This is a genomic window from Streptomyces sp. NBC_01089 (assembly GCF_045162975.1).
GTDB lineage: Bacteria > Actinomycetota > Actinomycetes > Streptomycetales > Streptomycetaceae > Streptomyces.
The window spans coordinates 2,528,897-2,553,514 of record NZ_CP108660.1; the positions used below are offsets into that span (position 1 = coordinate 2,528,897).

The following is a 24,618-nucleotide window of genomic DNA, read 5'->3' on the forward strand; positions in this document are numbered from 1 at the left end:
CTTCCGTCGTCACTTGGAGACGTTGACGGCCGGCGCGTCCTCGCCCAGCAGCTGGCCGTCCGAGGTCTCGAACTGCCGCTTGAAGGCGGTGATCGCGTCGGCGATCGAGGTCACTGTGTCGTCCGACATCTTGCCGCCCTCGGCGATCGAGGTGAGGAGCTCCTTGCGCTCGCGGCGCAGGTACTCCAGCAGCTCGGTCTCGAAGCGGCGGATGTCGTTGACCGGGACGTCGTCCATCTTGCCGGTGGTACCGGCCCAGACGGAGACGACCTGCTCCTCGACGGGCATCGGCTCGTACTGGCCCTGCTTCAGCAGCTCGACCATGCGCTTACCGCGCTCCAGCGACGCCTTCGACGCCGCGTCCAGGTCGGAACCGAAGGCGGCGAACGCCTCCAGCTCGCGGTACTGGGCGAGGTCGACACGGAGCCGGCCGGAGACCTGCTTCATGGCCTTGTGCTGGGCGGAGCCACCGACACGGGAGACCGAGATACCGACGTTCAGCGCGGGCCGCTGGCCGGCGTTGAACAGGTCGGACTCCAGGAAGCACTGGCCGTCGGTGATGGAGATGACGTTGGTCGGGATGAACGCCGACACGTCGTTCGCCTTGGTCTCGACGATCGGGAGACCCGTCATCGAGCCGGCGCCCATGTCGTCGGAGAGCTTCGCGCAGCGCTCCAGCAGACGGGAGTGCAGGTAGAAGACGTCGCCCGGGTACGCCTCACGGCCCGGCGGGCGGCGCAGCAGCAGGGACACGGCACGGTAGGCGTCGGCCTGCTTCGAGAGGTCGTCGAAGATGATCAGGACGTGCTTGCCCGCGTACATCCAGTGCTGGCCGATGGCCGAACCGGTGTACGGCGCCAGGTACTTGAAGCCGGCCGGGTCGGAAGCCGGAGCAGCGACGATCGTCGTGTACTCCAGGGCGCCCGCCTCCTCCAGCGCACCGCGTACGGACGCGATGGTGGAGCCCTTCTGGCCGATGGCGACGTAGATGCAGCGGACCTGCTTCGACGGGTCGCCGGTGCGCCAGTTGTCGCGCTGGTTGATGATCGTGTCGACAGCCAGCGCGGTCTTGCCGGTCTGCCGGTCGCCGATGATCAGCTGACGCTGGCCGCGGCCGATCGGCACCATGGCGTCGACGGCCTTGTAGCCGGTCTGCATCGGCTCGTGCACGGACTTGCGCACCATGACGCCGGGAGCCTGGAGCTCCAGCGCACGGCGGCCTTCGGTCTCGATGTCGCCGAGGCCGTCGATCGGGTTGCCGAGCGGGTCGACGACGCGGCCGAGGTAGCCCTCGCCGACACCGACCGCGAGCACCTCGCCGGTGCGCTGCACCGGCTGGCCCTCCTCGATCCCGTTGAACTCGCCGAGAACGATCGCGCCGATCTCGCGCTCTTCAAGGTTCAGCGCAAGACCGAGCGTGCCGTCCTCGAACTTCAGCAGCTCGTTCGCCATGGCCGAGGGAAGACCCTCGACCTTCGCGATACCGTCGCCGGCCACGCTGACCGTACCGACCTCCTCGCGCGAGGCCGCGTCCGGCTGGTACGACTGGACAAACGTCTCCAGTGCGCCCCGGATCTCCTCCGGCCGGATCGTGAGCTCCGCCATCTGGGTTCCCTGCTCTCCTTGTTGGGCCCGAATCAATTACTTGTCGGCCCAACTCGGGCCGTTATCAGTACTGTTGAGTTGGTGGCTGAGTCAGCCGGTCAGCCGGCCATCCGACGAGTCGCCTCGTCGAGACGGTCAGCGATGGAGCCGTTGATGACTTCGTCGCCGACCCGCACCTGGATCCCGCCGAGGACCGCGGGGTCCACGTCCAGGTTGAGGTGCATACGGCGGCCGTACAGCTTGGCCAGTACGGCGCCGAGGCGCTCCTTCTGGCCGTCGCTCAGCGGCACCGCCGAGGTGATCACAGCGACCGTGCGGTCCCTGCGCTCCGCGGCGAGCCTGGACAGGGACTCGAGTCCCGCTTCCAGGCTACGTCCGCGCGGCTGGGTCACAAGGCGCACGATCAGACGCTCGGTGACCGCGTCGGCCTTGCCGCCGAGCAGGCTGCGCAGCAGCTCGCTCTTGGCGCCGGCCGATGCGGTGCGGTCGGTGAGCGCGGCCCGCAGCTCGGTGCTGGACGTCACGATCCGGCCGAACCGGAACAGCTCGTCCTCCACGTCGTCCAGCGTGCCGGCCTGCTGGGCCGCGGTGAGGTCGGCGGTGGCCGAGAGTTCCTCGACCGTGTCGACCAGGTCGCGGGACTGCGACCAGCGGGACCGGACAAGCCCGGCCACCAGGTCGGCGGTGTCCCCGCTGACCTGACCGCTGAGCAGCCGTCCGGCCAGCTGGGCCTTGGCCTCACCGGCCTGCGACGGGTCGGTGAGGACCCGGCGCAGCGAGACCTCGCGGTCGAGCAGCGCGGTGACAGCGGCCAGCTCGTCGGCGAGCTTCGCCGCGTCGGCCGACGGACTGTCGGTCAGCGCGTCGAGACGCTCACGTGCGGAGGCCAGTGCCTCGCGGCTCGCGCCGTTCATCGAGCAGCCTCGGCCTTCTCCTCAAGCTCATCGAGGAAACGGTCGACCGTGCGGCTCTGCCGGGCGTGGTCCTCGAGGGACTCGCCGACGAGCTTGCCTGCCAGGTCGGTGGCGAGCTTGCCCACGTCCTGGCGCAGCGACTGCGCGGCCTGCTTGCGGTCGGCCGCGAGCTGGGTGTGACCGGCAGCGATGATTTCCTCACGCTGACGCTGGCCCTCCGCACGCATCTCAGTGATGAGCGCGGCACCCTGCTCCTGCGCCTCCTGGCGCATCCGCGCGGCCTCGTGCCGGGCCTCGGCGAGCTGAGCCTTGTACTGCTCAAGCACGCTCTCGGCCTCGAGCTTGGCGGCGTCCGCCTTCTCCATACCGCCTTCGATGGCCTCGCGACGCTGGTCCAGAACCTTGTTGATGTTCGGAAGCAGCTTCTTGGCGAGGAAACCGAAGACGATGACAAAGGCGATAAAGCCGATGACGAGCTCAGGGATCGGCGGGATGAGCGGGTTTTCCTGCTCGGCCGCGAGCTGAACCAGAGGGTTCACGTCAGTGCCTTCCGTCTAATGGGGCTGTTCGCGACCGAGGTCAGGAGCTCGGGTAGACGAACGGCATGACCAGACCGATGAGGGCGAGCGCCTCACAGAAGGCGAAGCCGAGAATCTGGTTCTGGCGGATCAGACCGGCAGCCTCAGGCTGACGGGCGAGTGCCTGAGTACCGTTACCGAAGATGATGCCGACGCCGACGCCGGGACCAATGGCTGCGAGGCCGTAACCGATGGAGCCGAGGTTGCCCTTGATTTCGACGCCAGCGGCGAGGGTCTGGAGAACAGACATGCCGGTTCTTCCTTCTCTTTCATGGACCGGTGGGGGATGGCCACCGGATGATTCAGGGAGGTGGGGTACTCAGTGCTGCTCGGCCAGAGCGCCCTGGATGTAGCTGCAGGTCAGCAGTACGAATACATAGGCCTGGACAGCTTGGATAAAGAGTTCGAAAGCGGTCATCACGATCGTCATCACGAACGAGACGCCTGCATAAGCGAAGCCAATGCCGTTCAGCAGGTACCAGCTGGCGATGGTGAAGAGGAGCAGCAGCGTGTGGCCCGCGAACATGTTGGCGAACAGTCGGACCGCGTGAGTGAACGGCCGGACCAGCAGGTTGGAGAAGAGCTCGATGGTCATCGAGAGCGGGAGGACCGCACCGAGGGACTTGTCGTAGCCGGAGAAGTTCTTGAAGGCGCCGACGAATCCGTGCTTCTTGAACGTCAGGCTGACCCACAGCACATAGACGATCAGAGCGAGCGCGGCCGGGTACGAAATAATCGCCGTCACGGGGAACTGGGCGACCGGGATGATCGACCAGAGGTTCATCACCCAGACGAAGAAGAAGAGGCTGACGACCAGCGGAACGTACTTCTCGCCGTCGCGCTTGCCGATCGTCTCGTAAACGATTCCGCGGCGCACGAAGTCGTAGCCGGCCTCGGCGACCATCTGCACCTTTCCGGGGACAACCTTGGGGTTGCGGAAAGCTACCCAGAAGAACCCAACGATGACGACCGTGCCGAGCAGTGCCAGCAGCATCGTCTTGTTGAAGTACAAGTTGCTGTCCCCGTCGCCCCACAGGGGCTTGAACAGGAACGAGTGCAGGCCGGGAGCCGGGAATCCACAGCCGTCAAAGATGTGGCAGTCGGTCTCGAAGGCGAGCACCTGCGTCGGGTCAGCACTCACCGCGGGCTCCTTCAACATGGCGCATAGGTACGGCAACCTCGTTGTGTCGGCGCGGCGAACAGCCGCGGTTCGGCACTGGACTGGTGTTACGGATGTGGGGGCGGCTGGCAGGCAGTGAGCCTCGCGATGGTGCAGGCGTCAGCTCAGATGCCCGCGCCCGCAGTGCCGCAGTTGGAACCGGACGATAGCAGGATCCAGAACGCCCGCTTATCCCGCCCCTACCCTTCACTTCGACGAACCCGTCTTCTCGGGCTGGCGCCCGTCGGCGGAGTCCGGTTCGACGTAGAGGATCTTGGCCTTCATATATGCCCGCGCCTGAGCCGCGATCCAGACAACCGTCGCCACAACCAGCGTGATGGCAAAAGACTTTGGGTTGAACAAGGTGGTGTTCTTGAACACCGCGACGAAAATGAAGAGCAGCAACAACTGTGCGGTATAGAGCATCAGCCCCATGGCCTGGAACAGGTGCGGCAGGGACTTCGCAGTGCGGTTCAGGACGACAAGTCCGATCCCCATGAAGACCATCACGACCACCGTGCCGACGAGAGCGCCGATCGCCCCCTTGCCACCCGCGACCACACCGCTGACCGCAGCGGCGACAACGCCGACTGCAGCGGTGGGTACTGCGGTCTGGAGGAGTGTTCGGGCGTCATTGGAGGGCATGGCGGCAGCTCCGCTTCGGGTGGGGGCAGGGTGTCGTCATGGACGAGCGTAGGCCCGGTCCGAGACGGAATCTCGGGCCAAAGAGCCGTCGCACTACGGCCCTTCGGCTTCATCGCCGGGTTTCGTGAACGGTATCACAAACTATTTGATGAGGTCTTTACCATGGGAGTGTGCTGCCCGTCACACATGAGTGGGAACTTGCGCGTCTGTGCATGCGGGCCGTCGTTATGCCTGATATTGGGGCCTGTTGAGCGGAATGCTCAACGCCAGGTACCGGCCTGACGGCGATCGGGAAGCCCGGATCGGGGACCAATTGCTGTCGCCCCGTTGACGCCTGCGGGAATCGGCTCGCTCTCGCTCACGGCAATGAGCGGTGCGGAATCTTCCATTTCACGTGAATTGCCCGACTCGTCGCATTCTGCCGGAACGGCTGTCTCCGGTTCCGCTCCGGAAGCCCGGCGGCCGCTCCTGCGGTAGCGCGGCGGGACGAAGCCCTGGGCCCACTTCGGGGCGCGCGGGGTGAAGCGCGGCATGAGCAGCAGCGCCAGACCGACCGCGCTCAGCGCGACGACCGCCAGCAGGATCCAGGTGGACGAGGAGCGCACCGAGTAGGCCAGGGCGCCGAAGGCGAACAGGGCCGACCAGAAGTACATGATCAGCACCGCCCTGCTGTGCGAGTGCCCGATCTCCAGGAGCCGGTGGTGCAGATGTCCGCGGTCGGCGGCGAACGGCGACTGGCCGTTCCAGGTACGCCGGACGATCGCGAGCACCAGGTCCGCGAAGGGGACCGCGATGATCGTCAGCGGCATCAGGAGCGGGATGAAGACCGGCAGCATCGCGTGAGTGGCCTCACGCCCGCCGCCCAGGTTCAGGCTCATCGCGTCCGGGTCGACCTGGCCGGTGACCGAGATGGCGCCGGCCGCGAGGACGAGGCCGATCATCATCGACCCCGAGTCGCCCATGAAGATCCGGGCCGGATGCATGTTGTGCGGCAGGAAGCCCAGGCACATGCCCATCAGCACCGCGGCGAAGAGGGTCGCCGGGGCGGCGGCCTCGATCCCGTACCCGTACCAGATCCGGTACGCGTACATGAAGAAGGCGGCGGCCGCGATGCAGACCATGCCGGCCGCGAGACCGTCCAGGCCGTCCACGAAGTTCACCGCGTTGATGGTGATCACCACCAGCGCGACGGTCAGCAGGGTGCCCTGCCACTGGGTGAGCGAGACGGTGCCGACACCGGGGATGGGCAGCCACAGGATCGTCAGCCCCTGCATGACCATCACGCCCGCCGCGATCATCTGGCCGCCGAGCTTGATCAGGGCGTCGATCTCGAACTTGTCGTCCAGGACACCGATGATCCAGATCAGTCCGGCGCCGGAGAGCAGCGCGCGCGGCTCGTTCGACAGCGTGAAGACGCTGCCGAGGTTCTGCAGATGCGCCGCGACCAGCAGCCCCGCGCAGAGGCCGCCGAACATGGCGATGCCGCCGAGCCGCGGCGTCGGTTCACGGTGCACATCACGGGCCCGGATCTCCGGCATCGCCCCGGCCATGATGGCGAATTTCCGCACCGGCCCGGTCAGGAGATACGTCACCGCGGCCGTGACGCAGAGCGTCAGCAGGTATTCACGCACGGGCTGCCCCACAGATATCGCTGGCCATCTCAGCCCCACACCTTAGCTTCGGCCTGCATGAGGTAGAGGACACACGGGTAGCTCCGATGGTTGCACGAGTACTGCTCTAGCCCGAATTCGACGGAAACCTCCTGGCGAGTTCACGGACTTCTTCACGGGTCCCCCGCTCTTCACGCAGTGCGGCCGAGAAGAGCCCGGCGATCTCGGCCATCTCCGGCGCCGCCATGCCCTGCGTGGTGACGGCGGCGGTGCCCAGGCGGATGCCCCGCTCGTCACCGTAGGGCAGTGCGCAGGTGTCCAGGACCATTCCGGCCGACGCCAGCCGGGAGCGGGCGGTCGCCCCGCCGGTCCCCAGGGGCGCGGGGTCGGCGGTGATGAGGTGGGTGTCGGTCCCCCCGGTGGTGATGGCGAAGCCCTCGGCGGCCAGCCCGGCGGCGAGCACCCGGGCGTTCTCCACCACCTGGTGCGCGTACGCGGCGAACGCCGGGGCCGCGGCCTCGCCGAAGGCCACCGCCTTGGCCGCGATCGTGTGCATCTGGGCGCCGCCCTGGGTGAAGGGGAAGACGGCCCGGTCGATCCGGTCGGCCAGCTCGTCCCCGCAGAGGATGAGACCGCCACGGGGCCCGCGCAGCACCTTGTGGGTGGTGGCGCAGACCACATCCGCGTACGGCACGGGGCTGGGCGCCGCTCCCCCGGCGATCAGGCCCATCGGGTGGGCCGCGTCCGCGATGAGATAGGCGCCCGCCTCGTCGGCGATCTCCCGGAAGGCCGCGTAGTCCGGGTGGCGCGGATACGAGATGGAGCCGCAGACGATCGCCCTGGGCCGGTGCTGCCGCGCCAGGGCACGGACCTGGTCGTAGTCGATGAGCCCGCTCTCCGCGTCCACGCCGTACCCGACGAAGTCGAACCAGCGGCCGGAGAAGTTGGCGGGCGAGCCGTGCGTGAGATGGCCGCCGTGCGGAAGTCCCATGGCCAGCACGGTGTCACCGGGCCGCAGAAGGGCCGCGTACGCCGCCAGGACGGCCGATGAGCCCGAGTGCGGCTGGACGTTCGCGTGGTCGGCTCCGAAGAGCGCTGCGGCCCGCTCACAGGCGATCCGCTCGGCGAGATCGGCCAGCTCACAGCCGCCGTGGTAGCGGGCGCCCGGATAGCCCTCGGCGTACTTGTTGGCGAGCGAGGAGCCGAGCGCCGCCAGTACCGCGGGTGAGGTGAAGTTCTCGGCCGCGATCAGCTGGAGCGAGGTGGCCTGCCGCTCGTCCTCGCCGATGAGTACATCGGCCATCTCGGGGTCCTGCCTGCGCAGGGCGTCGAAACCGGCTGAGTGGGGGCCGGCCGAGTGCGAGCCGGCGGGGTGGGGGGCGGTGGTGGTGACCGGCATCGTGGGCTCCTCGGCGTCCCGTCCAATGTAGGACGGGCCGCGCGGGGGCGCCTGCCGGTGTGCTGCCGTACGGCGCACCGCTCGGCGGCGCCGCGGTGCGTACCGGCGCTCAGTGCGGCGCCGCGACCCCCGTGAGCGCCGTGACCACCGGGTCGAGCGCCTGGTTGATCTCGTCGCCGATCGACCGGAAGAAGGTGATCGGCGCCCCGTACGGGTCGTTCACCTCGTCCGCCTCGACCGTCGGCGCCAGCAGCCACCCCCGGAGCGCGGCAGCGGCCCTGACCAGCGCCCGGGCCCGCTCCACCACACCGTCGTCCAGCGGATCCGGCAGCGTCGCCGGGTCTATGGCCCGCACCAGCCGGGTGAACTCCTTCAGCGTGAAGGTCCGCAGCCCCGCCGAGTGCCCCATCGAGATGACCTGCGCCCGGTGGTCGCGGGTCGCGGTGAGCACCAGATCGGCCCGGATCACATGGTCGTCGAGCAGTTCGCGGCCGAGGAAGCCCCCGGCGTCCGCGCCGTAGTCCGCGAGCACGGTCGCCGCGTTGGCCTCCATCGGGGCGCCCTCGTGGCCCCAGGTGCCCGCGGACTCCACGATCAGGCCGTCGGCGAGCCCGGTGCCCAGACGGTCCGACAGGGCATGCCGGGTCAGCCGCTCGGTGATCGGCGAGCGGCAGACGTTGCCGGTGCTGACGTGGAGGATCCTGAACGTGCCGCCGGAGGCGGACGCGCCTATGCCACGCCCCTCAGGGGCTGTCAATTGGCCACCTCAAGGTCGGGTACCACCTTGCGCAGTTCCTCGGCGGAGAGCGCGCCCGCGCGGAGCAGGAGGGGGACCTCGCCGGTGACGTCGACGATCGACGACGGGACGATGCCGGGGGTGGGGCCGCCGTCCAGGTAGACGGAGATGGAGTCGCCGAGCATCTCCTGCGCCGCGTCGCAGTCCTCCGGCGCCGGGTGGCCGGTCAGATTGGCGCTGGAGACGGCCATCGGGCCGACCTCCGTGAGCAGCTCGATGGCGACCGGGTGCAGCGGCATGCGCACCGCGACGGTGCCGCGGGTGTCCCCGAGGTCCCACTGGAGCGACGGCTGGTGCTTGGCGACGAGCGTCAGCGCGCCCGGCCAGAACGCGTCGACCAGCTCCCACGCCTGCTCGGAGAAGTCCGTGACCAGGCCGTGCAGGGTGTTCGGGGAGCCGATGAGCACGGGGCTGGGCATATTGCGGCCGCGCCCCTTGGCGTCCAGCAGATCGCGCACGCCCTCGGAGCTGAAGGCGTCGGCGCCGATGCCGTACACGGTGTCCGTCGGAAGTACGACGAGCTCGCCGCGGCGGACGGCGGACGCGGCCTCACGCAGACCGGTGGTGCGGTCGGTCGCATCGTTGGTGTCGTATCGCCGTGCCATTTAGCGAGCCTCCCTGAGCAAAGCCTGCAGAGCCTGAGAAATCTGGTGCGGAACCGGTCCTGCGATCGTCACGGCAGGGCCTTGCGGGCCGTGGCGAAACGGGGCCGGTTGTTCAGGTCGGGGTGGTCGGCCGCGTCGGCCCAGCCCCGTTCCTCGGTGAAGATCCACGGGACCTGGCCGCCCTGGGTGTCGGCGTGCTCGATGACGACGACGCCGCCGGGCACGAGGAGACGGTGGGCGGTGCGCTCGATACCGCGGATCGTGTCGAGGCCGTCCTCGCCGGAGAAGAGGGCCATCTCCGGGTCGTGGTCACGGGCCTCGGGTGCGACGTACTCCCACTCGGTGAGCGGGATGTACGGCGGGTTGGAGATGACCAGGTCGACCTGGCCGTCGAGTTCGGGCAGGGCGCTCAGCGCGTCGCCCTGGTGGACGGTGACCCTGGACCCTTCGGCGTTCTTCCTGGTCCAGCGCAGCGCGTCGTCGGACAGCTCCACGGCGTGCACACGGGAGCGCGGCACTTCCTGGGCCATGGCAAGCGCGATGGCGCCGGAGCCGGTGCAGAGGTCCACGATCAGCGGCTCGACGACGTCCATCGCGCGTACGGCGTCTATGGCCCAGCCGACGACGGACTCGGTCTCCGGCCGGGGCACGAACACTCCGGGGCCGACCTGGAGTTCCAGATAGCGGAAGAACGCGCGCCCGGTGATGTGCTGGAGCGGTTCACGTGCCTCGCGGCGGGCGATGGTCTCCCAGTAGCGGGCGTCGAAGTCCGCGTCCTTGACGTTGTGGAGCTCGCCCCGCTTGACGCCGTGCACAAAGGCGGCGAGCTCCTCCGCGTCGAAGCGCGGGGAGGGCACGCCGGCGTCGGCCAGCCGCTGGGTGGCCTGGGCCACCTCGGCAAGCAGCAGGTTCATGCGGTTCTCCAGTACGGGCGGCTACTACTGGGCGGCGGCGAGCTTGGCCGCGGAGTCCGCGTCCACACACGCCTGGATCACTGCGTCCAGGTCGCCGTCGAGCACCTGGTCCAAGTTGTACGCCTTGAAGCCGACGCGGTGGTCGGAGATCCGGTTTTCCGGGAAGTTGTACGTCCGGATCTTCTCGGACCTGTCGACGGTACGCACCTGGCTGCGGCGCACGTCGGACGCTTCCTGCTCGGCGGCCTCCTGGGCGGCGGCGAGCAGCCGGGAACGCAGGATGCGCATCGCCTGCTCCTTGTTCTGGAGCTGGCTCTTCTCGTTCTGGCAGGAGGCGACGACACCGGTCGGCAGGTGTGTGATGCGGACCGCGGAGTCGGTGGTGTTGACCGACTGGCCGCCGGGGCCCGACGAACGGTAGACGTCGATCCGCAGGTCGTTGGAGTGGATCTCGACGTCGACCTCCTCGGCCTCGGGCGTGACGAGCACACCGGCGGCCGAGGTGTGGATGCGGCCCTGGGACTCGGTGGAGGGCACGCGCTGCACCCGGTGCACACCGCCCTCGTACTTCAGCCGCGCCCAGACGCCGTGGCCCGGCTCGGTCGCACCGTTGCCGCCCTTGGTCTTCACCGCGACCTGGACGTCCTTGTAGCCGCCCAGTTCGGATTCGGTGGCGTCGATGATCTCGGTCTTCCAGCCGACGCGCTCGGCGTAGCGCAGATACATCCGCAGCAGGTCGCCCGCGAACAGCGCGGACTCGTCACCGCCCGCGCCCGCCTTGACCTCCAGGAGCACGTCCTTGTCGTCACTGGGGTCGCGCGGCACCAGGAGCAGCCTGAGCTTCTCGGTCAGCGCTTCGAGCTGCTTGTCGAGCACCTTGACCTCGGCGGCGAAGTCCGGGTCGTCGTAGGAGAGTTCACGCGCCGTCTCGATGTCCTCGCCGGTCTGCTTCCAGGAACGGTACGTGGAGACGATCGGGGTCAGCTCGGCGTAGCGCTTGTTGAGCCTGCGCGCGTTGGCCTGGTCGGCGTGGACCGACGGGTCGGCGAGCTGTTCCTCGAGGGTGGCGTGCTCGCCGATCAGTTCCTCGACCGCCTCGAACATCGGGGTTTTCCTGCTTTCGTACGTCAAGAAGGGAGCTTCCGGGACGGCAAAAGCGCCGGTCCGGGCGCTCCGGTGAGGAGCGTCCGGGGACCGGCGCAGTAGCTCGCTACTTGGCGGCGGAGTCCGCGGCCTTCTTGCCGAAGCGGGCCTCGAAGCGGGCCACACGGCCACCGGTGTCGAGGATCTTCTGCTTGCCCGTGTAGAACGGGTGGCACTCGGAGCAGACCTCGGCACGGATGGTGCCTTCGGCGAGGGTGCTGAAGGTGGTGAACGAGGCACCGCAGGTGCAGCTGACCTGGGTCTCGTGGTACTCGGGGTGGATGTCGCGCTTCAAGGTGTCTCCTAGTTCCGGGAGGGCGCCGGGTCGTGCGGACGGAATTGTCCGTACGTGAACCGGGGCCAGCGGACCAGTCTGCCAGGAGTGGCCCGCCCGTCAAAATTTCGGACAGTCGGTGAACCGGTGGTGGACGGGATCTATTCCGCCCGCCGCCCGGTGACGGGCCGCTGCCGCCCCGTGCGGGGCCGCTGCCCGCCGGTCATGAGCTCGTCACGACCTTGCCGGCGGAGCCCTTGTCACCGGCGGAGCCCTTGGTGGCGGAGGCCGGAATGGGCTTGTCCTGCTTGAGCGCGGACCACACCTGCTGGGACTCGGCCTGCAGCGGGATGACCCGGTTGAGGTCCGTGGGGTCGTACTCGACCGGCATCGTCACCATCTTCGTGGAGCCGGCGCCGATGCCCTTGAGGCTGTCGGCGAAGGAGGCCAGGCTCTTCACCGAGTTGATGTCGGAGTCGGTGGTGACGGTCTTCGTCGCGGTGTCGGCGAGGCTGTAGAGCTTCTTGGGGCTGGTGAAGACACCCACGTGCTTCACCTGGCTGATAAGCGCCTTGACGAATGCCTGCTGGAGCTGTATTCGCCCGAGGTCACTTCCGTCACCGACGCCGTGCCTGGTGCGTACGAGACCGAGCGCGTCCTGCCCGTTGAGGGTGTGGGAGCCGGCCTTCAGATGCAGATGGCTCTTGTCGTCGTTGATCGCCTTGCTGGTGGTGACCGGAACGCCGCCCAGGTCGTCGATGAGCTTCTGGAAACCGGCGAAGTCGACCTCCAGATAGTGGTCCATCCGGATCCCGGACATCTTCTCCACGGTCTTCACCGCGCAGGCCGGGCCACCGCTCTCGTACGCCGTGTTGAACATGGCGTGCTGGGCCCCGGGGGCGTCCGCGCCCTTGGACGTGGTGCAGTCGGGGCGGTCGACGAGGGTGTCACGCGGTATCGAGACCACGCTGGCCTTCTTGTGGCCCTTGTACACGTGGACGACCATCGCGGTGTCCGAGCGTGCGCCGCCCTCGTCCTTGCCGTACTTGGAGTTGGCGCCGGCCCGTGAGTCGGAGCCGAGCACCAGGATGTCCATCGAGCCGTTGTCGACGTTGTGCGGACGGTCGGTGCCGAGCTGGGCGTTGATGTTGACGCTCTTGAGGTTTCCGTCGAGCTTGAAGTAGAGGAAGCCGAGGCCGCCGCCGCCGAGCACGACCACTCCGGCGGCCACCCATGCCGTGATCACCAGCGCCTTCCGGCGCGTGGTGGCCCTTCTGCGGCGTTTGCCGCTGCCCCGTATTCGGCTGCCCTTCTGCGGCTCGCCCATGTCCCCTCCAGCTTTCTCGGTGGTCCCGCTACCCCCTGCCCCGAAGTTCAGGCGCGGTCTGTCGTCCCCTGTGAGACGACGTTTCTCGCGAAAGCGTTGCACAACGCGCTGTGACCCCGGAGCCGCCCCGGCGTCACGGACGGTAGCCGGCCGTACTCCGTAAAAGCGGCCCCGACCAGGGGTTTTTCCCTCTGTGCGGCGGGCTGTCCGCGATCGGTTCCCGGGGTGTGCTGTGGCGAAGATCTCTGCGGCCCCGGAAGCGGAGCGGCGGCCGGGTGCGCGGCACGTGAGCGGGGTGTGGAGGCAGTGCGTGAAGGTGCCGGCGGACGGCCGGCCCGTCGGCCGGCCCGCGACACACGACTGGCCCGCCGCGTCACTTCCGTGACGGGGCGGGCCAGTTGACGTTCCGTGACGGAAGGTCAGTCGTTGCCGTTGCCGGACGCAGGTGTCGTCTTGGCGATCTGCATCAGGAACTCGGCGTTCGACTTGGTCTTCTTCATCTTGTCCAGCAGCAGCTCGATGGCCTGCTGCGAGTCGAGCGCGTGGAGCACCCGGCGCAGCTTCCAGACGATGGCGAGCTCCTCCGCGTTGAGGAGGATCTCTTCCTTACGCGTACCGGACGGGTCGACGTCCACCGCGGGGAAGATGCGCTTGTCGGCGAGCTTGCGGTCGAGCTTGAGCTCCATGTTGCCGGTGCCCTTGAACTCCTCGAAGATCACCTCGTCCATGCGCGAGCCGGTCTCCACCAGCGCGGTGGCGAGGATGGTCAGCGAGCCGCCGTCCTCGATGTTCCGCGCGGCACCGAAGAAGCGCTTCGGCGGGTAGAGGGCGGTCGAGTCGACACCACCGGAGAGGATGCGCCCGGAGGCCGGGGCCGCCAGGTTGTACGCACGGCCGAGGCGGGTGATCGAGTCGAGCAGCACGACCACGTCGTGACCCAGCTCCACGAGGCGCTTGGCGCGCTCGATGGCCAGCTCGGCGACCGTGGTGTGGTCCTCGGCGGGGCGGTCGAAGGTCGAGGAGATGACCTCGCCCTTCACCGACCGCTGCATGTCGGTGACCTCTTCGGGACGCTCGTCGACGAGGACGACCATCAGGTGGCACTCGGGGTTGTTGACCGTGATCGCGTTGGCGATGGCCTGCATGATCATGGTCTTGCCGGTCTTCGGCGGGGCCACGATCAGACCGCGCTGGCCCTTGCCGATCGGCGCGACCAGGTCGATGATCCGGGTCGTCAGCACACCCGGGTCGGTCTCCAGGCGGAGCCGGTCCTGCGGGTACAGCGGGGTCAGCTTCTGGAACTCGGGGCGCCCGCGGCCGGATTCGGCCGCCATGCCGTTCGCCGAGTCCAGGCGGACGAGCGCGTTGAACTTCTCGCGGCGCTCGCCGTCCTTGGGCTGGCGGACGGCCCCGGTGACGTGGTCACCCTTGCGCAGGCCGTTCTTGCGGACCTGGGCGAGCGAGACGTACACGTCGTTGGGGCCCGGCAGGTAGCCGGAGGTCCGGATGAACGCGTAGTTGTCGAGGATGTCCAGGATGCCCGCGACGGGGATCAGGACGTCGTCGTCGGCGACCTGCGGAGCGTCACCGAACTCCTGGCGCTCACCGCGGCGGCCACGGCGGTCGCGGTAGCGGCCGCGGCGGCCGCGGCGGCCGCCCTCGAAGTCGTCGTCGTTCTCGTCGGCGCGGGGCCCGTTGTTCTGGTTGCCCTGGCGCTGGGTGCGCTGGCCGCCGCCCTGCTGGTCGTCGCCCTTGCCGCCGCGGTCACGGCGGTCACGGCCACCGCGGTCCTGACGGTCACCGCGGTCGCCACGGTCCTGGCGGTCACCGCGGTCCTGGCGGTCGCCGCGCTCACGGCGGTCACCGCGCTGGCCGCGGTCCCCACGGTCGCCGCGACGGCCCTCGGCGGTGTCGGTGCCCGCGTCGGCCTTGGCGTCCCTGGAGTCCTTCGATTCCCTGGAGTCCTTCGCGTCCTTGGCATCGGCCGGCGCCTCGGTCTTCACACCGGTGGCCACGGACTGCGTCTCTGCCTTGGCCTCGGCCTTGACGGCCTTGGTGCCGGCTGCGGACGACGCGGGCTCGGGGCTGCCGGCCTGCGCGGTGGCACGGCGACGGCGCCGCTCACCCGCGGGCTGTTCGTCGCTGGCGGGCTGGCCCGGGATGTCGATCTGCTGCTGGGCGGCGGACTTCTCGGCCGCTGCGGCCTCGTCGCCCGTACGGGACTTGGAGGTGGCGCGGCGCTTCGGCTTGGTCTCGGCCGCGTCGGAGCCGCCTGCGTCGGTCTTGGCGCTCTTCGGCGCGGACGAACCGGCCTGCGCCTCCTTGATGACCTCGATCAACTGGCTCTTGCGCATCCGCGCAGTGCCCTTGATGCCGAGGCCGGACGCGACCTGCTGCAGCTCGGCCAGGACCATGCCGTCGAGGCCGGTGCCGGAGCGGCGGCGCCGTGCGGTGCTGCCGGTGGCAGCACCGGCGGCGGGCGCGGCCTCGACAGAGTTGTCGGCAGTCACGCCCATCAGATCGGTGGTGTCGCTCACGAAGGGTCCTTCCCTGGAGCGGGCGTCGGCCTGTCTGGCTCGGCGACCGGTTGTGCTGTCCGACTGCGGTTCTGATCTTGACTGATCGCGACCGACGCCGGGGCGGTGGTCCGCCGGGGTACGGCGGAGGGCAAGACGTGCTTTAGGGTCCGGCAGAGGCCGGTTCCGGAGCGTGCTCGAAACTGCTCAGGCAGGCTGTCAGGCAGTTTGGGAGGCTCCCGGAAGAAAAGGCGGTCCCTGATGGGGACACTGAGCACCGCGCCGCAAAGGCGTCGAGTGCAGACTTGAGGTTAACACTACCGGGTCCAACAAATATTCCCCCTCTCGTTCACCGGCAACCGGACGCGCCCCTACGTACCCAGTGGCAGGACGCTCGTACCGGAGGCGTCGAGCGGCAGCCGGTTGGCCGCCCACCCTTCGCCGGCCAGCCGTGCGACCTTGTCGGCCGCACCGTTCTCGACCAGCGCGAGCACTGTGGGGCCCGCGCCGGAGATGACCGCGGGGACGCCGTCCGCCCGCAGCCGGTTGACCAGGGCCACGCTCTCGGGCATCGCCGGAGCACGGTATTCCTGGTGCAGTCGGTCCTCGGTGGCCGCGAGCAGCAGCTCGGGGCGCCTGGTCAGCGCCTCCACGAGCAGGGCCGCGCGGCCCGCGTTGGCGGCCGCGTCCACATGGGGGACGGACCGGGGAAGAAGGCCGCGGGCGGTCTCGGTGAGCACCGGCCGGCCGGGGACGAAGACCACCGGAACGATGGATTCCGCCGGATCCATCCTGATGGCGCGGGCCGCTCCGCCGTCGGTCCAGGCCAGGGTGAAGCCGCCGAGCAGACAGGCGGCGACGTTGTCGGGGTGCCCCTCGATCTCGGTGGCGAGTTCGAGCAGGGCCTCGTCGTCGAGTTTCTCGGCGCCGCCTATGGTCACGGCACGGGCGGCGACGATGCCGGCGCAGATGGCGGCGGACGAGGAACCGAGGCCGCGGCCGTGCGGGATGCGGTTGGCGCAGACGACCTCCAGGCCGCGCGGCTGTCCGCCGAGCAGGTCGAAGGCGGTGCGCAGCGACCTCACGAGGAGATGGCTCTCGTCGCGCGGGAGGGTCTCACCGCCCTCACCTGCGATGTCGACGTGCAGCCCGGTGTCGGCGACCCGGACGACCACGTCGTCGTACAGCCCCAGCGACAGACCGAGGGCGTCGAAGCCCGGTCCGAGGTTGGCGCTGGTGGCAGGGGTGCGCACCCGGACGGCGGCGGCACGGAACGCGGGACCGGCCATCGCTCTGACGACTCTCCTTGTGAGACTGCGAGTCTGGTTTCGACCGCGGGATTGTTACGGGGAATTCGGCTGTGCTGTCCGGGAGAACACTCCCCCGGATCCCCTGGACCGGACAACCCCGACAGGCCGAACGGGGCCTGCGGGCCATCACAGCAGCAACACCGCGGCACATGCGGCGGGGTGGGTTGCCTACAGCTTATCGAAGGAAGGTTCTGTCGCGACATAGGGCGCACAGGAGGCGCACGATGCGTGTCGCACGCTACCCATGCGCTCCAGGTCGGACCTGACCGCCGGACGGTCCGCCCCGCGGGTGACGCGGCGGACCGGGGCACGGGCGGGGCACACCAGGGGCGCGGCCCGGTCGGCCCGGGGATCAGGTCCGTGAGGACGGCACCCCGGGCGGGCGGAAGCTACGGAACTGAAGCCACGGGCCTGGAGCTACGGGACGAGGCCCAGCCGCTCGGCGGCCACCACGGCGTCGACCGGCACGGTGACCGGCTGCGGGGCTCCCGCGACCGCCCAGTCCGGGTCCTTGAGGCCGTTCCCGGTGACCGTGCAGACGATCGTCTGGCCCGGGTCGACCTTGCCCTCGTCCGCAGCCTTCAGCAGACCGGCGACCGAAGCGGCCGAAGCGGGCTCCACGAAGACGCCTTCCTGCGAGGCCAACAGCCGGTAGGCGGCGAGGATCTGACGGTCGGTGACCTCGTCGATGAAGCCGCCCGACTCCTCGCGCGCGTCGAGCGCGTACTGCCAGGAGGCCGGGTTCCCGATCCGGATCGCCGTGGCGATGGTGGACGGGTCCTTGACGATCTCACCGCGCACGATGGGGGCGGAGCCCGATGCCTGGAAACCCCACATCCGGGGGGTACGGGAGGCCGGGCCGTCCGCCGCGTACTCCTTGTAACCCTTCCAGTACGCCGTGATGTTACCGGCGTTGCCGACGGGCAGCACATGGATGTCGGGGGCGTCGCCGAGCGCGTCGACGATCTCGAACGCGCCGGTCTTCTGGCCCTCGATACGGGAGGGATTGACCGAATTGACCAGCGCCACCGGGTAGTTGTCCGACAGCGAGCGGGCCAGCGTCAGGCAGTCGTCGAAGTTGCCGTCCACCTGGAGGATCTTCGCGCCGTGCACCAGCGCCTGCCCCATCTTGCCGAGGGCGATCTTGCCCTGCGGCACCAGGACGGCGCAGACCATCCCGGCCCGTACGGCATAGGCGGCGGCCGACGCGGAGGTGTTGCCGGTCGAGGCGCAGATGACGGCCTGCGCACCCTGCTCCTTGGCGTGGGTGATCGCCATGGTCATGCCCCGGTCCTTGAAGGACCCCGTGGGGTTGGCGCCCTCGACCTTGAGGTGCACCTCGCAGCCGGTGCGCTCGGAAAGGACCTGCGCGGGGACGAGCGGCGTACCGCCCTCACGGAGTGTCACGACCGGTGTCGTGCTCGTGACCGGGAGGCGGTCCCGGTACTCCTCGATGATGCCGCGCCACTGGTGGGTGCCCTTGGTGGTCATGGGTCCTTACTCCCCTTCAACACGCATGATGCTGGCGACACCGAGCACGGTGTCGAGCTTGCGCAGCGCCTCGACGGTCCCGGAGAGGGCCGCGTCGGGCGCGCGGTGGGTGACGACGACGAGGGATGCCTCGCCGCCTCCGCCCGCCCGTCGCCCGGCGCCACCCTGCTCGGTGGTGACTTCGTCACCGCTGCCTGGATTTCTGGCCTGCTGGCGTACCGTGTCGATCGATACGCCCTGCTCGGCGAAGACCGTGGCCACCTGGGCGAGAACGCCAGGTTTGTCGGCCACGTCGAGGCTGATGTGGTAGCGCGTGACGACATCGCCCATGGGGCTCACGGGCAGCATCGTGTACGCGGACTCGCCGGGCCCGGTGGCCTCGTTGAGCCTGTTGCGGCAGACCGCGACCAGGTCGCCGAGGACCGCGGAGGCGGTGGGTGAGCCGCCGGCGCCGGGGCCGTAGAACATCAGCTGTCCGGCGGCCTCGGCCTCGATGAACACCGCGTTGTACGCCTCGCGCACCGAGGCCAGCGGGTGGCTGAGCGGGATCATCGCGGGGTGGACGCGGGCGGTGACGGACTTGCCGTCGGCGGCGCGCTCGCAGATGGCGAGGAGCTTGACGGTGCAGCCCATGCGCTTGGCGGAGGCGATGTCGGCCGCGGTGACCTCGGTGAGGCCCTCGCGGTGGACGTCGTCGAGGCGTACCCGGGTGTGGAAGGCGATTCCGGCGAGGATCGCGGCCTTGGCCGCGGCGTCGAACCCCTCGACGTCGGCCGTGGGGTCGGCCTCGGCGTAACCGAGCGCGGTGGCCTCGTCCAGCGCCTCCGAGTAGCCGGCGCCGGTGCTGTCCATCTTGTCGAGGATGAAGTTGGTGGTGCCGTTGACGATGCCCAGGACCCGGTTCACCTTGTCGCCCGCGAGCGATTCGCGCAGCGGGCGGACGAGCGGGATGGCGCCGGCGACGGCGGCCTCGTAGTAGAGGTCCCTGCCGTGCTCGGCGGCGAGCGCGTGCAGCGCGGTGCTGTCCTTGGCGAGCAGCGCCTTGTTGGCGGAGACGACGCTCGCGCCGTGCTCGAAGGCGGCGGCGATGAGTCCGCGGGCGGGCTCGATACCGCCGATGACCTCGATCACGACGTCGATGTCGCCGCGTTTGACCAGGGCGGTCGCGTCCGTGGTGATGAGTGCGGGGTCGATGCCCTCACGGACCTTGGAGGGGCGGCGGACGGCCACGCCGGCGAGCTCGACGGGGGCACCGATCCGGGCCGCGAGGTCGTCGGCGTGCGTCGTCATGATGCGCGCCACCTCTGAGCCGACGACTCCACAGCCCAGCAGCGCCACCTTCAGCGGACGCGTACGCATCATCCGACCTCGCTTCTCATACTTCTACGGTTGGACCAGTCTCACTCACCGGACGGGGGTTTCTGTCCCCCGTCCGGATTCTGAGATGACTATTTCACTAGCCGACATCGAGACGCAGAAGATCTTCCTCCGTCTCACGCCGGACGATCACCCGGGCCTCGCCGTCCCTGACGGCGACGACGGGCGGGCGCAGCGCGTGGTTGTAGTTGCTCGCCATGGCGCGGCAGTAGGCGCCGGTGGCCGGGACGGCGAGCAGATCGCCCGGCGCGAGGTCCGCGGGCAGGAACGCGTCCTTGACCACGATGTCGCCACTCTCACAGTGCTTGCCGACCACCCGGGAGAGCATCGGCTCGGCGGTGGAGGTGCGGGAGACGAGGGCCACGCTGTACTCGGCGTCGTACAGGGCGGTCCGGATGTTGTCGGACATCCCGCCGTCGACGCTGACGTAGGTACGCAGCCCTTCGAGCGGCTTGACGGTCCCGACCTGGTACAGCGTGAAGGCCGTGGGGCCGACGATGGCGCGCCCCGGCTCGACGGAGATGCGCGGGGTGGCGAGACCGGCCGCCTCGCACTCGCGGGTGACGATCTCGCCGAGCGCCTTGGCGATCTCCTGCGGCTCGCGGGGGTCGTCCTCGGAGGTGTACGCGATGCCGAGGCCGCCGCCGAGGTCGATCTCGGGGAGCTCCACGCCGTGTTCGTCGCGTACCTCGGCGAGGAGCTGCACGACGCGGCGGGCGGACACCTCGAAGCCCGCCATGTCGAAGATCTGCGAGCCGATGTGCGAGTGGATACCGATGAGTTCGAGCCCGTCGAGCTTGAGCGCCCTGCGGACGGCCTCGGCAGCCTGTCCTTCGGCGAGGGCGATCCCGAACTTCTGGTCCTCGTGCGCGGTGGCGATGAACTCGTGGGTGTGCGCCTCGACGCCGACGGTCACCCGGATCTGGACCCGCTGGCGCACTCCGCGGCTCTGCGCGATGTGGGCGACCCGGACGATCTCCTGGAACGAGTCGAGCACGATACGGCCGACACCGGCCTCGACGGCCCGCTCGATCTCGTCGGCGGACTTGTTGTTGCCGTGGAAGGCGATGCGCTCGGCGGGCATGCCCGCGGCGAGCGCGGTGGCCAGCTCGCCGCCGGAGCAGACGTCGAGGTTGAGCCCCTCCTCCTGGAGCCACTTCACGACGGCGCGCGAGAGGAACGCCTTGCCCGCGTAGAACACGTCCGCGTCCGGCCCGAAGGCGTCCGCCCAGGCCCGGCACCTGGCCCGGAAGTCGGCCTCGTCGAGGAAGTAGGCGGGGGTGCCGAACTCCTCGGCCAGCTGGGTCACTTCGATGCCGCCGACGGTGACGACGCCGTCCGCGTTCCGGTCGACCGTACGCGACCAGACCTTCTCGTCCAGGGAGTTGAGGTCGTCGGCGGGGGCGGAGTAGTGGCCCTCGGTGTAGACATCGGCGTGCCGGGGCCCGGCGGGGTGTGCGGAACGGCTCATCTCTTCGCTCTTTCAGATGTGTTCGGGTGCGCTGATACCGAGCAGGGACAGGCCGCCTGCCAGCACCGTCCCGGCGGCCTCGGTGAGGGCGAGCCGGGAGCGGTGGGCGGCCGAGGGTTTCTCGTCCCCGACAGGGAGCACCGCGACATGGAACGCCAGAAAGGCATCGGCGACCACGACGAGCTGCCGCGCGATCCGGTGACCGGCACCGAAGGACGCGGTGGGGGTGGGGTCATACGGGGTGGAGTCATGCGGGGTGGGGGCCTGGGGCGCGGAGACGCGGGGGGCGGCCCCACCGGGGCGGGGGCCGCGCCCGGCAGCGGCTTCGACGGCCGCCGGGTAGTCGGCGAGGGCGGCGACCAGCGCGGCGGCCTCGCGGTCCCGCTCGCAGGACGCGTCGTACTCGTCACCTCGGGCGGCACGGAAGCCGAGATCCCGGGCGTTACGGAGCAGGGCGCGGCTGCGGGCGTTTGCGTACTGCACCCGGAACAGCGGATTGCTCTCACGCCGCACCAGCAGTTCGTCGCCCCCGCCGCCGAAGAGGGCACCCCAGCGGGCGGCGTCGCGGCCGGGACAGTCGGTGGGAGCGGGGGCCTGCGCGGGGCCGGGGCCGGCATTCGGGCCGGGATTGGGGCCTGAGCCTGGGCCAGGGCTGCCGGCCGGCTCCGTGCCGCCGCTCGCCGTCCCGTACCTGAGGCCCTGCGCGAGCACGGTGCGTACGACGGTGCCCGAGCCGTCCGGCACCAGCGTGAAGTTCAGAAACCCGGGCCCGGTGATCTCGACCCGTTCGATACCCCGCGTACCGGCGATCCGCTGCCGCAGGGCCTCGGCGACCGCCCGGGGCGCCATCCCCGCGGGGCCTGCCAGCTGGAGCGCCGCGCTGGTCGCGTAGTCGCCGCGCCCGCCGGGCCTGGGCCGCTCGACCCTGACCCGCTCGGGGACGGGCACGGACAGGGCACCCTCGTCGACCGCGCGGCGCACGGCGCGCGCGACGGTACGGGAGAGCTCTGCGGGAGTCACAGGACCAGCGTATGGGAGAAGGGGGGCCACTTCGCGAACCGGTTTCGCCATCCGGTCAGCCGAGGGTGCTCCCGGCCCACCCGGCGGGCCTGCTGCCACCGCCGGGGGTGCTCCGGCCCGGCCCGCCGGAGGGCGACTGCTCGCGGCGCATCAGCCGCGCCACGAGCCGGATCAGCTCGGCCGGCTCGAAGGGCTTGGCCAGAAAGGCGTCGACGCCGGAGGCGAGCCCGCTCTCCACCTCCTGGTGCGAGCAGGCGCTGATGATCGCGAGCGGCAGCCGGCTGGTCAGCGGGTCGGCACGGAGCCGGGCGGCGGTGCGCAGTCCGTCGAGCCGCGGCATCACGACGTCGAGGGTGATCACATCGGGGGCGACGCGGTGGACGACTTCCAGACATTCGGCACCGTCGGCCGCGGTCACGACCTCGAAGCCCTCCAGTTCGAGATTGACCCTGATCAACTGCCGGATGACCTTGTTGTCGTCGACAACGAGCACCCTGCCGTACGTGCCTGACACACCCACGAGCGTAGAACCGCGGCCACCGCCGCGTCCGGGTTTTGCCCACTTCCACCCCGTGCGGACTCCGAGCGCCCGCCCACCGCGGAAACCTGTTCATGGCCACCCCCGCTGAGCTGGTAGGGTTCTACCCGTCGCCGCTTACCGCAGCGATACGCCCCCGTAGCTCAGGGGATAGAGCATCGGCCTCCGGAGCCGGGTGCGCAGGTTCGAATCCTGCCGGGGGCACTTCCGGAACAAAGGCTCTGGCCAGCAGAAATGCTGGCCAGAGCCTTTTTTGCGTGCGCGGTGGAGCAGGTGTCCCCGCTAGTGGTTGATGTTGACCCAGTACCAGTCGTTCGAGTCGGCCGGGTCGGGCAGTGTCGGGTCCCAGGACAGGATCCGCTCGTGCAGGTAGTAGAGCTTCAGACGGCTTCCCGCGCTGGCGTTGTCGGAGCGCGGGACGGCTCGTACGGAGAAGTCCCAGTCAGGGCTGGACGCGCCTTCGAGTGTGGCCCGGAACGGGTACTCGTCGCACTGCTCCTGCTTGCTCTTGTCAGGCTGCTTGTCCGGGGGCAGCCCCAGGCCCTTGTAGTCCCCGGTGTCCTTGCAGGCCATGTCCTTGTGCCGCTGGTTCTCCTTCCAGGCGGCGTCGGTGTTCTTGATGCGGTGCAGCGGCGCGTTCAGCACCGCGCCCGGTATCTGCTTCGAGCGCGGGTCCGGTGTGCCGGGCGGAGCCGTGAGCGGGTAGGTGGTGTCGGGGTGGTACTGGGCGTCCCCTATGTGCTTGGCGACCATCTCGGTCGGGGAGCCGGGCGTCGCGTAGTAGTTCAGCACCGGGAGCGAGTCGGAGAAGAGGCAGGACTTCTGCTGGCCCGCCGAGATGTACTTCGCCGAGTCGCAGCGCATCCGGGTCGCCGCCCCGCGGCCGGGTACGAGCGTGCTGTACCCCTCACCCTGTGAGGTGAACTGAAGGAACCAGCGGTGGTACGCGATCTGGTCGCGCCCCTGTGCCGAGCCGAAGCTGTCGGACGAGTCGGCGATGTCGAAGTGGTTCCACTTGGGGTCGTGGTCCCAGGAGTTGAAGGGCAGCGTCACGGTCCCCGAGGTGCCGCTGCACTCCAGCTCCGCCCCGTCGCACTCCCCCGACATGGAGAGCTGCACGATCTTCGGCGTCTGCCAGAGGTCGTCCCACCAGGGCCAGTCGTAGTCGGCTGAGCCCTGCTTCATCCGGCCCCAGACCCGGATGTGCCGGTAGTGGTTGTCGCCCTGGGCGAAGAGCTGGTACGTGAACCGGGTGGTCGCGTGGTACTCGGGCGGCGCGTCCGAGTGGATGACGTAGTACCGCACCGTCACCTGCTGGCTCAGACAGAAGGCGTACCGGTTGATGTAGTGGCCGTACGGGCCGCTCTCCGTGCCGTCGAGGCACTGGCGCAGCAGCTCCGGGTTCGGGTCCTCCTTGATCGGCGCCGGAGGTGTGGACGACGGCGGCACATCGGCGAGCCGGGTGGCGGCCTGGCTCTTGATCCGGGCGCGGGCGGCGTCGGCCGCCTGCTGGAACGTCTCCTTCGGGAGGGTGCTCCTCGCCGATGGCAGGGGTACGGCCTTGAGGCCCCCCTTCGGCTTCTCGCCCTTGTGGAGGCGGTCCAGGTCGGCGGCGGAGATGCCGGCGTTGACAGTGACGGCCTGGTCGGCCGATGGCGTCTTCGCCGCCGACGACGCCGTCGATGCCTGTGCTGGTGCCGATGCCTGTGCTGGTGCCGATACCGGTGTCGATGTGTCCGTACGGAACGGTCCGGCGGCCGGAGCCGGTGCGGCCGAACTCGTCGTGGACGCCACGCCGATCAGCACACCGGCGGCGAGCGCCGCCCCTGCGGATCGGAGTAAGCGACGGCGGTTCCGGTGTCTCATGTCTTCCCCCTGAAGATGGTGCTGAGTCGTGGGGCACGTTAGGACGGGGAGAAGACCGGC

General features: G+C 69.5%; 21 protein-coding genes, 1 tRNA gene and 1 pseudogene. 1 reads left to right on the forward strand and 22 read right to left on the reverse strand.

Annotated elements, in window-relative coordinates; translation table 11 throughout:
• Positions 1 to 9 precede the first annotated feature (9 nt).
• From atpA to OG510_RS11155, 21 genes and pseudogenes are all read right to left on the reverse strand, one after another.
• Positions 10 to 1,605, reverse strand: a complete 1,596-nt coding sequence (gene atpA, locus OG510_RS11055) for a F0F1 ATP synthase subunit alpha (RefSeq protein WP_406136618.1) — start codon at positions 1,603 to 1,605, stop codon at positions 10 to 12.
• A gap of 98 nt (positions 1,606 to 1,703) precedes the next feature.
• Positions 1,704 to 2,519: a F0F1 ATP synthase subunit delta gene (locus OG510_RS11060; RefSeq protein ID WP_406136620.1), complete on the reverse strand. Its 816-nt coding sequence runs from the start codon at positions 2,517 to 2,519 to the stop codon at positions 1,704 to 1,706.
• Positions 2,516 to 3,058 (reverse strand): F0F1 ATP synthase subunit B, encoded by a 543-nt coding sequence (locus OG510_RS11065; protein WP_406136621.1) that lies wholly within the window; start codon positions 3,056 to 3,058, stop codon positions 2,516 to 2,518. Before OG510_RS11065 ends, OG510_RS11060 begins: the two co-directional genes overlap by 4 nt.
• Before the next feature lie 40 nt (positions 3,059 to 3,098).
• The gene (locus tag OG510_RS11070; protein ID WP_406136622.1) at positions 3,099 to 3,347 is read right to left on the reverse strand and encodes a F0F1 ATP synthase subunit C; all 249 of its coding nucleotides are present in this window, start codon (positions 3,345 to 3,347) and stop codon (positions 3,099 to 3,101) included.
• Positions 3,348 to 3,416: 69 nt separating this feature from the next.
• A complete protein-coding gene (gene atpB, locus OG510_RS11075; protein WP_406136623.1) occupies positions 3,417 to 4,256 on the reverse strand; it encodes a F0F1 ATP synthase subunit A in 840 nt (279 codons plus the stop codon).
• Positions 4,257 to 4,463: 207 nt separating this feature from the next.
• The gene (locus OG510_RS11080) at positions 4,464 to 4,901 is read right to left on the reverse strand and encodes a hypothetical protein (RefSeq protein WP_406136624.1); all 438 of its coding nucleotides are present in this window, start codon (positions 4,899 to 4,901) and stop codon (positions 4,464 to 4,466) included.
• A gap of 260 nt (positions 4,902 to 5,161) precedes the next feature.
• Positions 5,162 to 6,532 (reverse strand): MraY family glycosyltransferase, encoded by a 1,371-nt coding sequence (locus OG510_RS11085; protein WP_406136625.1) that lies wholly within the window; start codon positions 6,530 to 6,532, stop codon positions 5,162 to 5,164.
• Positions 6,533 to 6,638: 106 nt separating this feature from the next.
• Entirely contained in the window at positions 6,639 to 7,910 is a 1,272-nt protein-coding gene (gene glyA / locus OG510_RS11090; protein WP_406136626.1) for a serine hydroxymethyltransferase, read from the reverse strand.
• Positions 7,911 to 8,019: 109 nt separating this feature from the next.
• A complete protein-coding gene (locus OG510_RS11095; protein WP_164264308.1) occupies positions 8,020 to 8,667 on the reverse strand; it encodes a protein-tyrosine-phosphatase in 648 nt (215 codons plus the stop codon).
• Positions 8,664 to 9,311 (reverse strand): L-threonylcarbamoyladenylate synthase, encoded by a 648-nt coding sequence (locus OG510_RS11100; protein ID WP_406136627.1) that lies wholly within the window; start codon positions 9,309 to 9,311, stop codon positions 8,664 to 8,666. Before OG510_RS11100 ends, OG510_RS11095 begins: the two co-directional genes overlap by 4 nt.
• Positions 9,312 to 9,379: 68 nt before the next feature.
• Positions 9,380 to 10,225, reverse strand: coding sequence for a peptide chain release factor N(5)-glutamine methyltransferase (gene prmC, locus OG510_RS11105; protein ID WP_327295228.1), 846 nt, complete (start codon positions 10,223 to 10,225; stop codon positions 9,380 to 9,382).
• 24 nt (positions 10,226 to 10,249) lie between these two features.
• Positions 10,250 to 11,329 carry a peptide chain release factor 1 gene (prfA, locus tag OG510_RS11110; protein WP_164264326.1) on the reverse strand — a complete coding sequence of 360 codons (1,080 nt, stop codon included), beginning with the start codon at positions 11,327 to 11,329 and terminating at the stop codon, positions 10,250 to 10,252.
• A gap of 106 nt (positions 11,330 to 11,435) precedes the next feature.
• Positions 11,436 to 11,663, reverse strand: coding sequence for a 50S ribosomal protein L31 (gene rpmE / locus OG510_RS11115; RefSeq protein ID WP_164264305.1), 228 nt, complete (start codon positions 11,661 to 11,663; stop codon positions 11,436 to 11,438).
• Between the two features lie 202 nt (positions 11,664 to 11,865).
• The gene (locus tag OG510_RS11120) at positions 11,866 to 12,969 is read right to left on the reverse strand and encodes an LCP family protein (protein ID WP_406136628.1); all 1,104 of its coding nucleotides are present in this window, start codon (positions 12,967 to 12,969) and stop codon (positions 11,866 to 11,868) included.
• 419 nt (positions 12,970 to 13,388) lie between these two features.
• A complete protein-coding gene (gene rho, locus OG510_RS11125) occupies positions 13,389 to 15,506 on the reverse strand; it encodes a transcription termination factor Rho (RefSeq protein WP_406136629.1) in 2,118 nt (705 codons plus the stop codon).
• A gap of 350 nt (positions 15,507 to 15,856) precedes the next feature.
• Complete coding sequence (gene thrB, locus OG510_RS11130) at positions 15,857 to 16,774, reverse strand: homoserine kinase (RefSeq protein ID WP_406136630.1); 918 nt, start codon at positions 16,772 to 16,774, stop codon at positions 15,857 to 15,859.
• Between the two features lie 438 nt (positions 16,775 to 17,212).
• Positions 17,213 to 18,286 carry a threonine synthase gene (gene thrC, locus OG510_RS11135; protein ID WP_164264302.1) on the reverse strand — a complete coding sequence of 358 codons (1,074 nt, stop codon included), beginning with the start codon at positions 18,284 to 18,286 and terminating at the stop codon, positions 17,213 to 17,215.
• A gap of 6 nt (positions 18,287 to 18,292) precedes the next feature.
• Positions 18,293 to 19,648 (reverse strand): homoserine dehydrogenase, encoded by a 1,356-nt coding sequence (locus tag OG510_RS11140; RefSeq protein WP_406136631.1) that lies wholly within the window; start codon positions 19,646 to 19,648, stop codon positions 18,293 to 18,295.
• A 94-nt stretch (positions 19,649 to 19,742) separates the two neighbouring features.
• Positions 19,743 to 21,134, reverse strand: a complete 1,392-nt coding sequence (gene lysA, locus OG510_RS11145; protein WP_406136632.1) for a diaminopimelate decarboxylase — start codon at positions 21,132 to 21,134, stop codon at positions 19,743 to 19,745.
• A 12-nt stretch (positions 21,135 to 21,146) separates the two neighbouring features.
• Complete coding sequence (locus OG510_RS11150; RefSeq protein ID WP_406136633.1) at positions 21,147 to 22,154, reverse strand: DALR anticodon-binding domain-containing protein; 1,008 nt, start codon at positions 22,152 to 22,154, stop codon at positions 21,147 to 21,149.
• A 55-nt stretch (positions 22,155 to 22,209) separates the two neighbouring features.
• Positions 22,210 to 22,768: pseudogene (locus OG510_RS11155) on the reverse strand (response regulator).
• A 56-nt stretch (positions 22,769 to 22,824) separates the two neighbouring features.
• Here OG510_RS11155 and OG510_RS11160 point away from each other — a divergent pair.
• Positions 22,825 to 22,896 (forward strand) — tRNA-Arg (locus tag OG510_RS11160).
• A gap of 78 nt (positions 22,897 to 22,974) precedes the next feature.
• Here the strand turns inward: OG510_RS11160 and OG510_RS11165 are convergent.
• Positions 22,975 to 24,486, reverse strand: coding sequence for a hypothetical protein (locus OG510_RS11165; protein ID WP_406136634.1), 1,512 nt, complete (start codon positions 24,484 to 24,486; stop codon positions 22,975 to 22,977).
• Between the last annotated feature and the right edge of the window lie 132 nt (positions 24,487 to 24,618).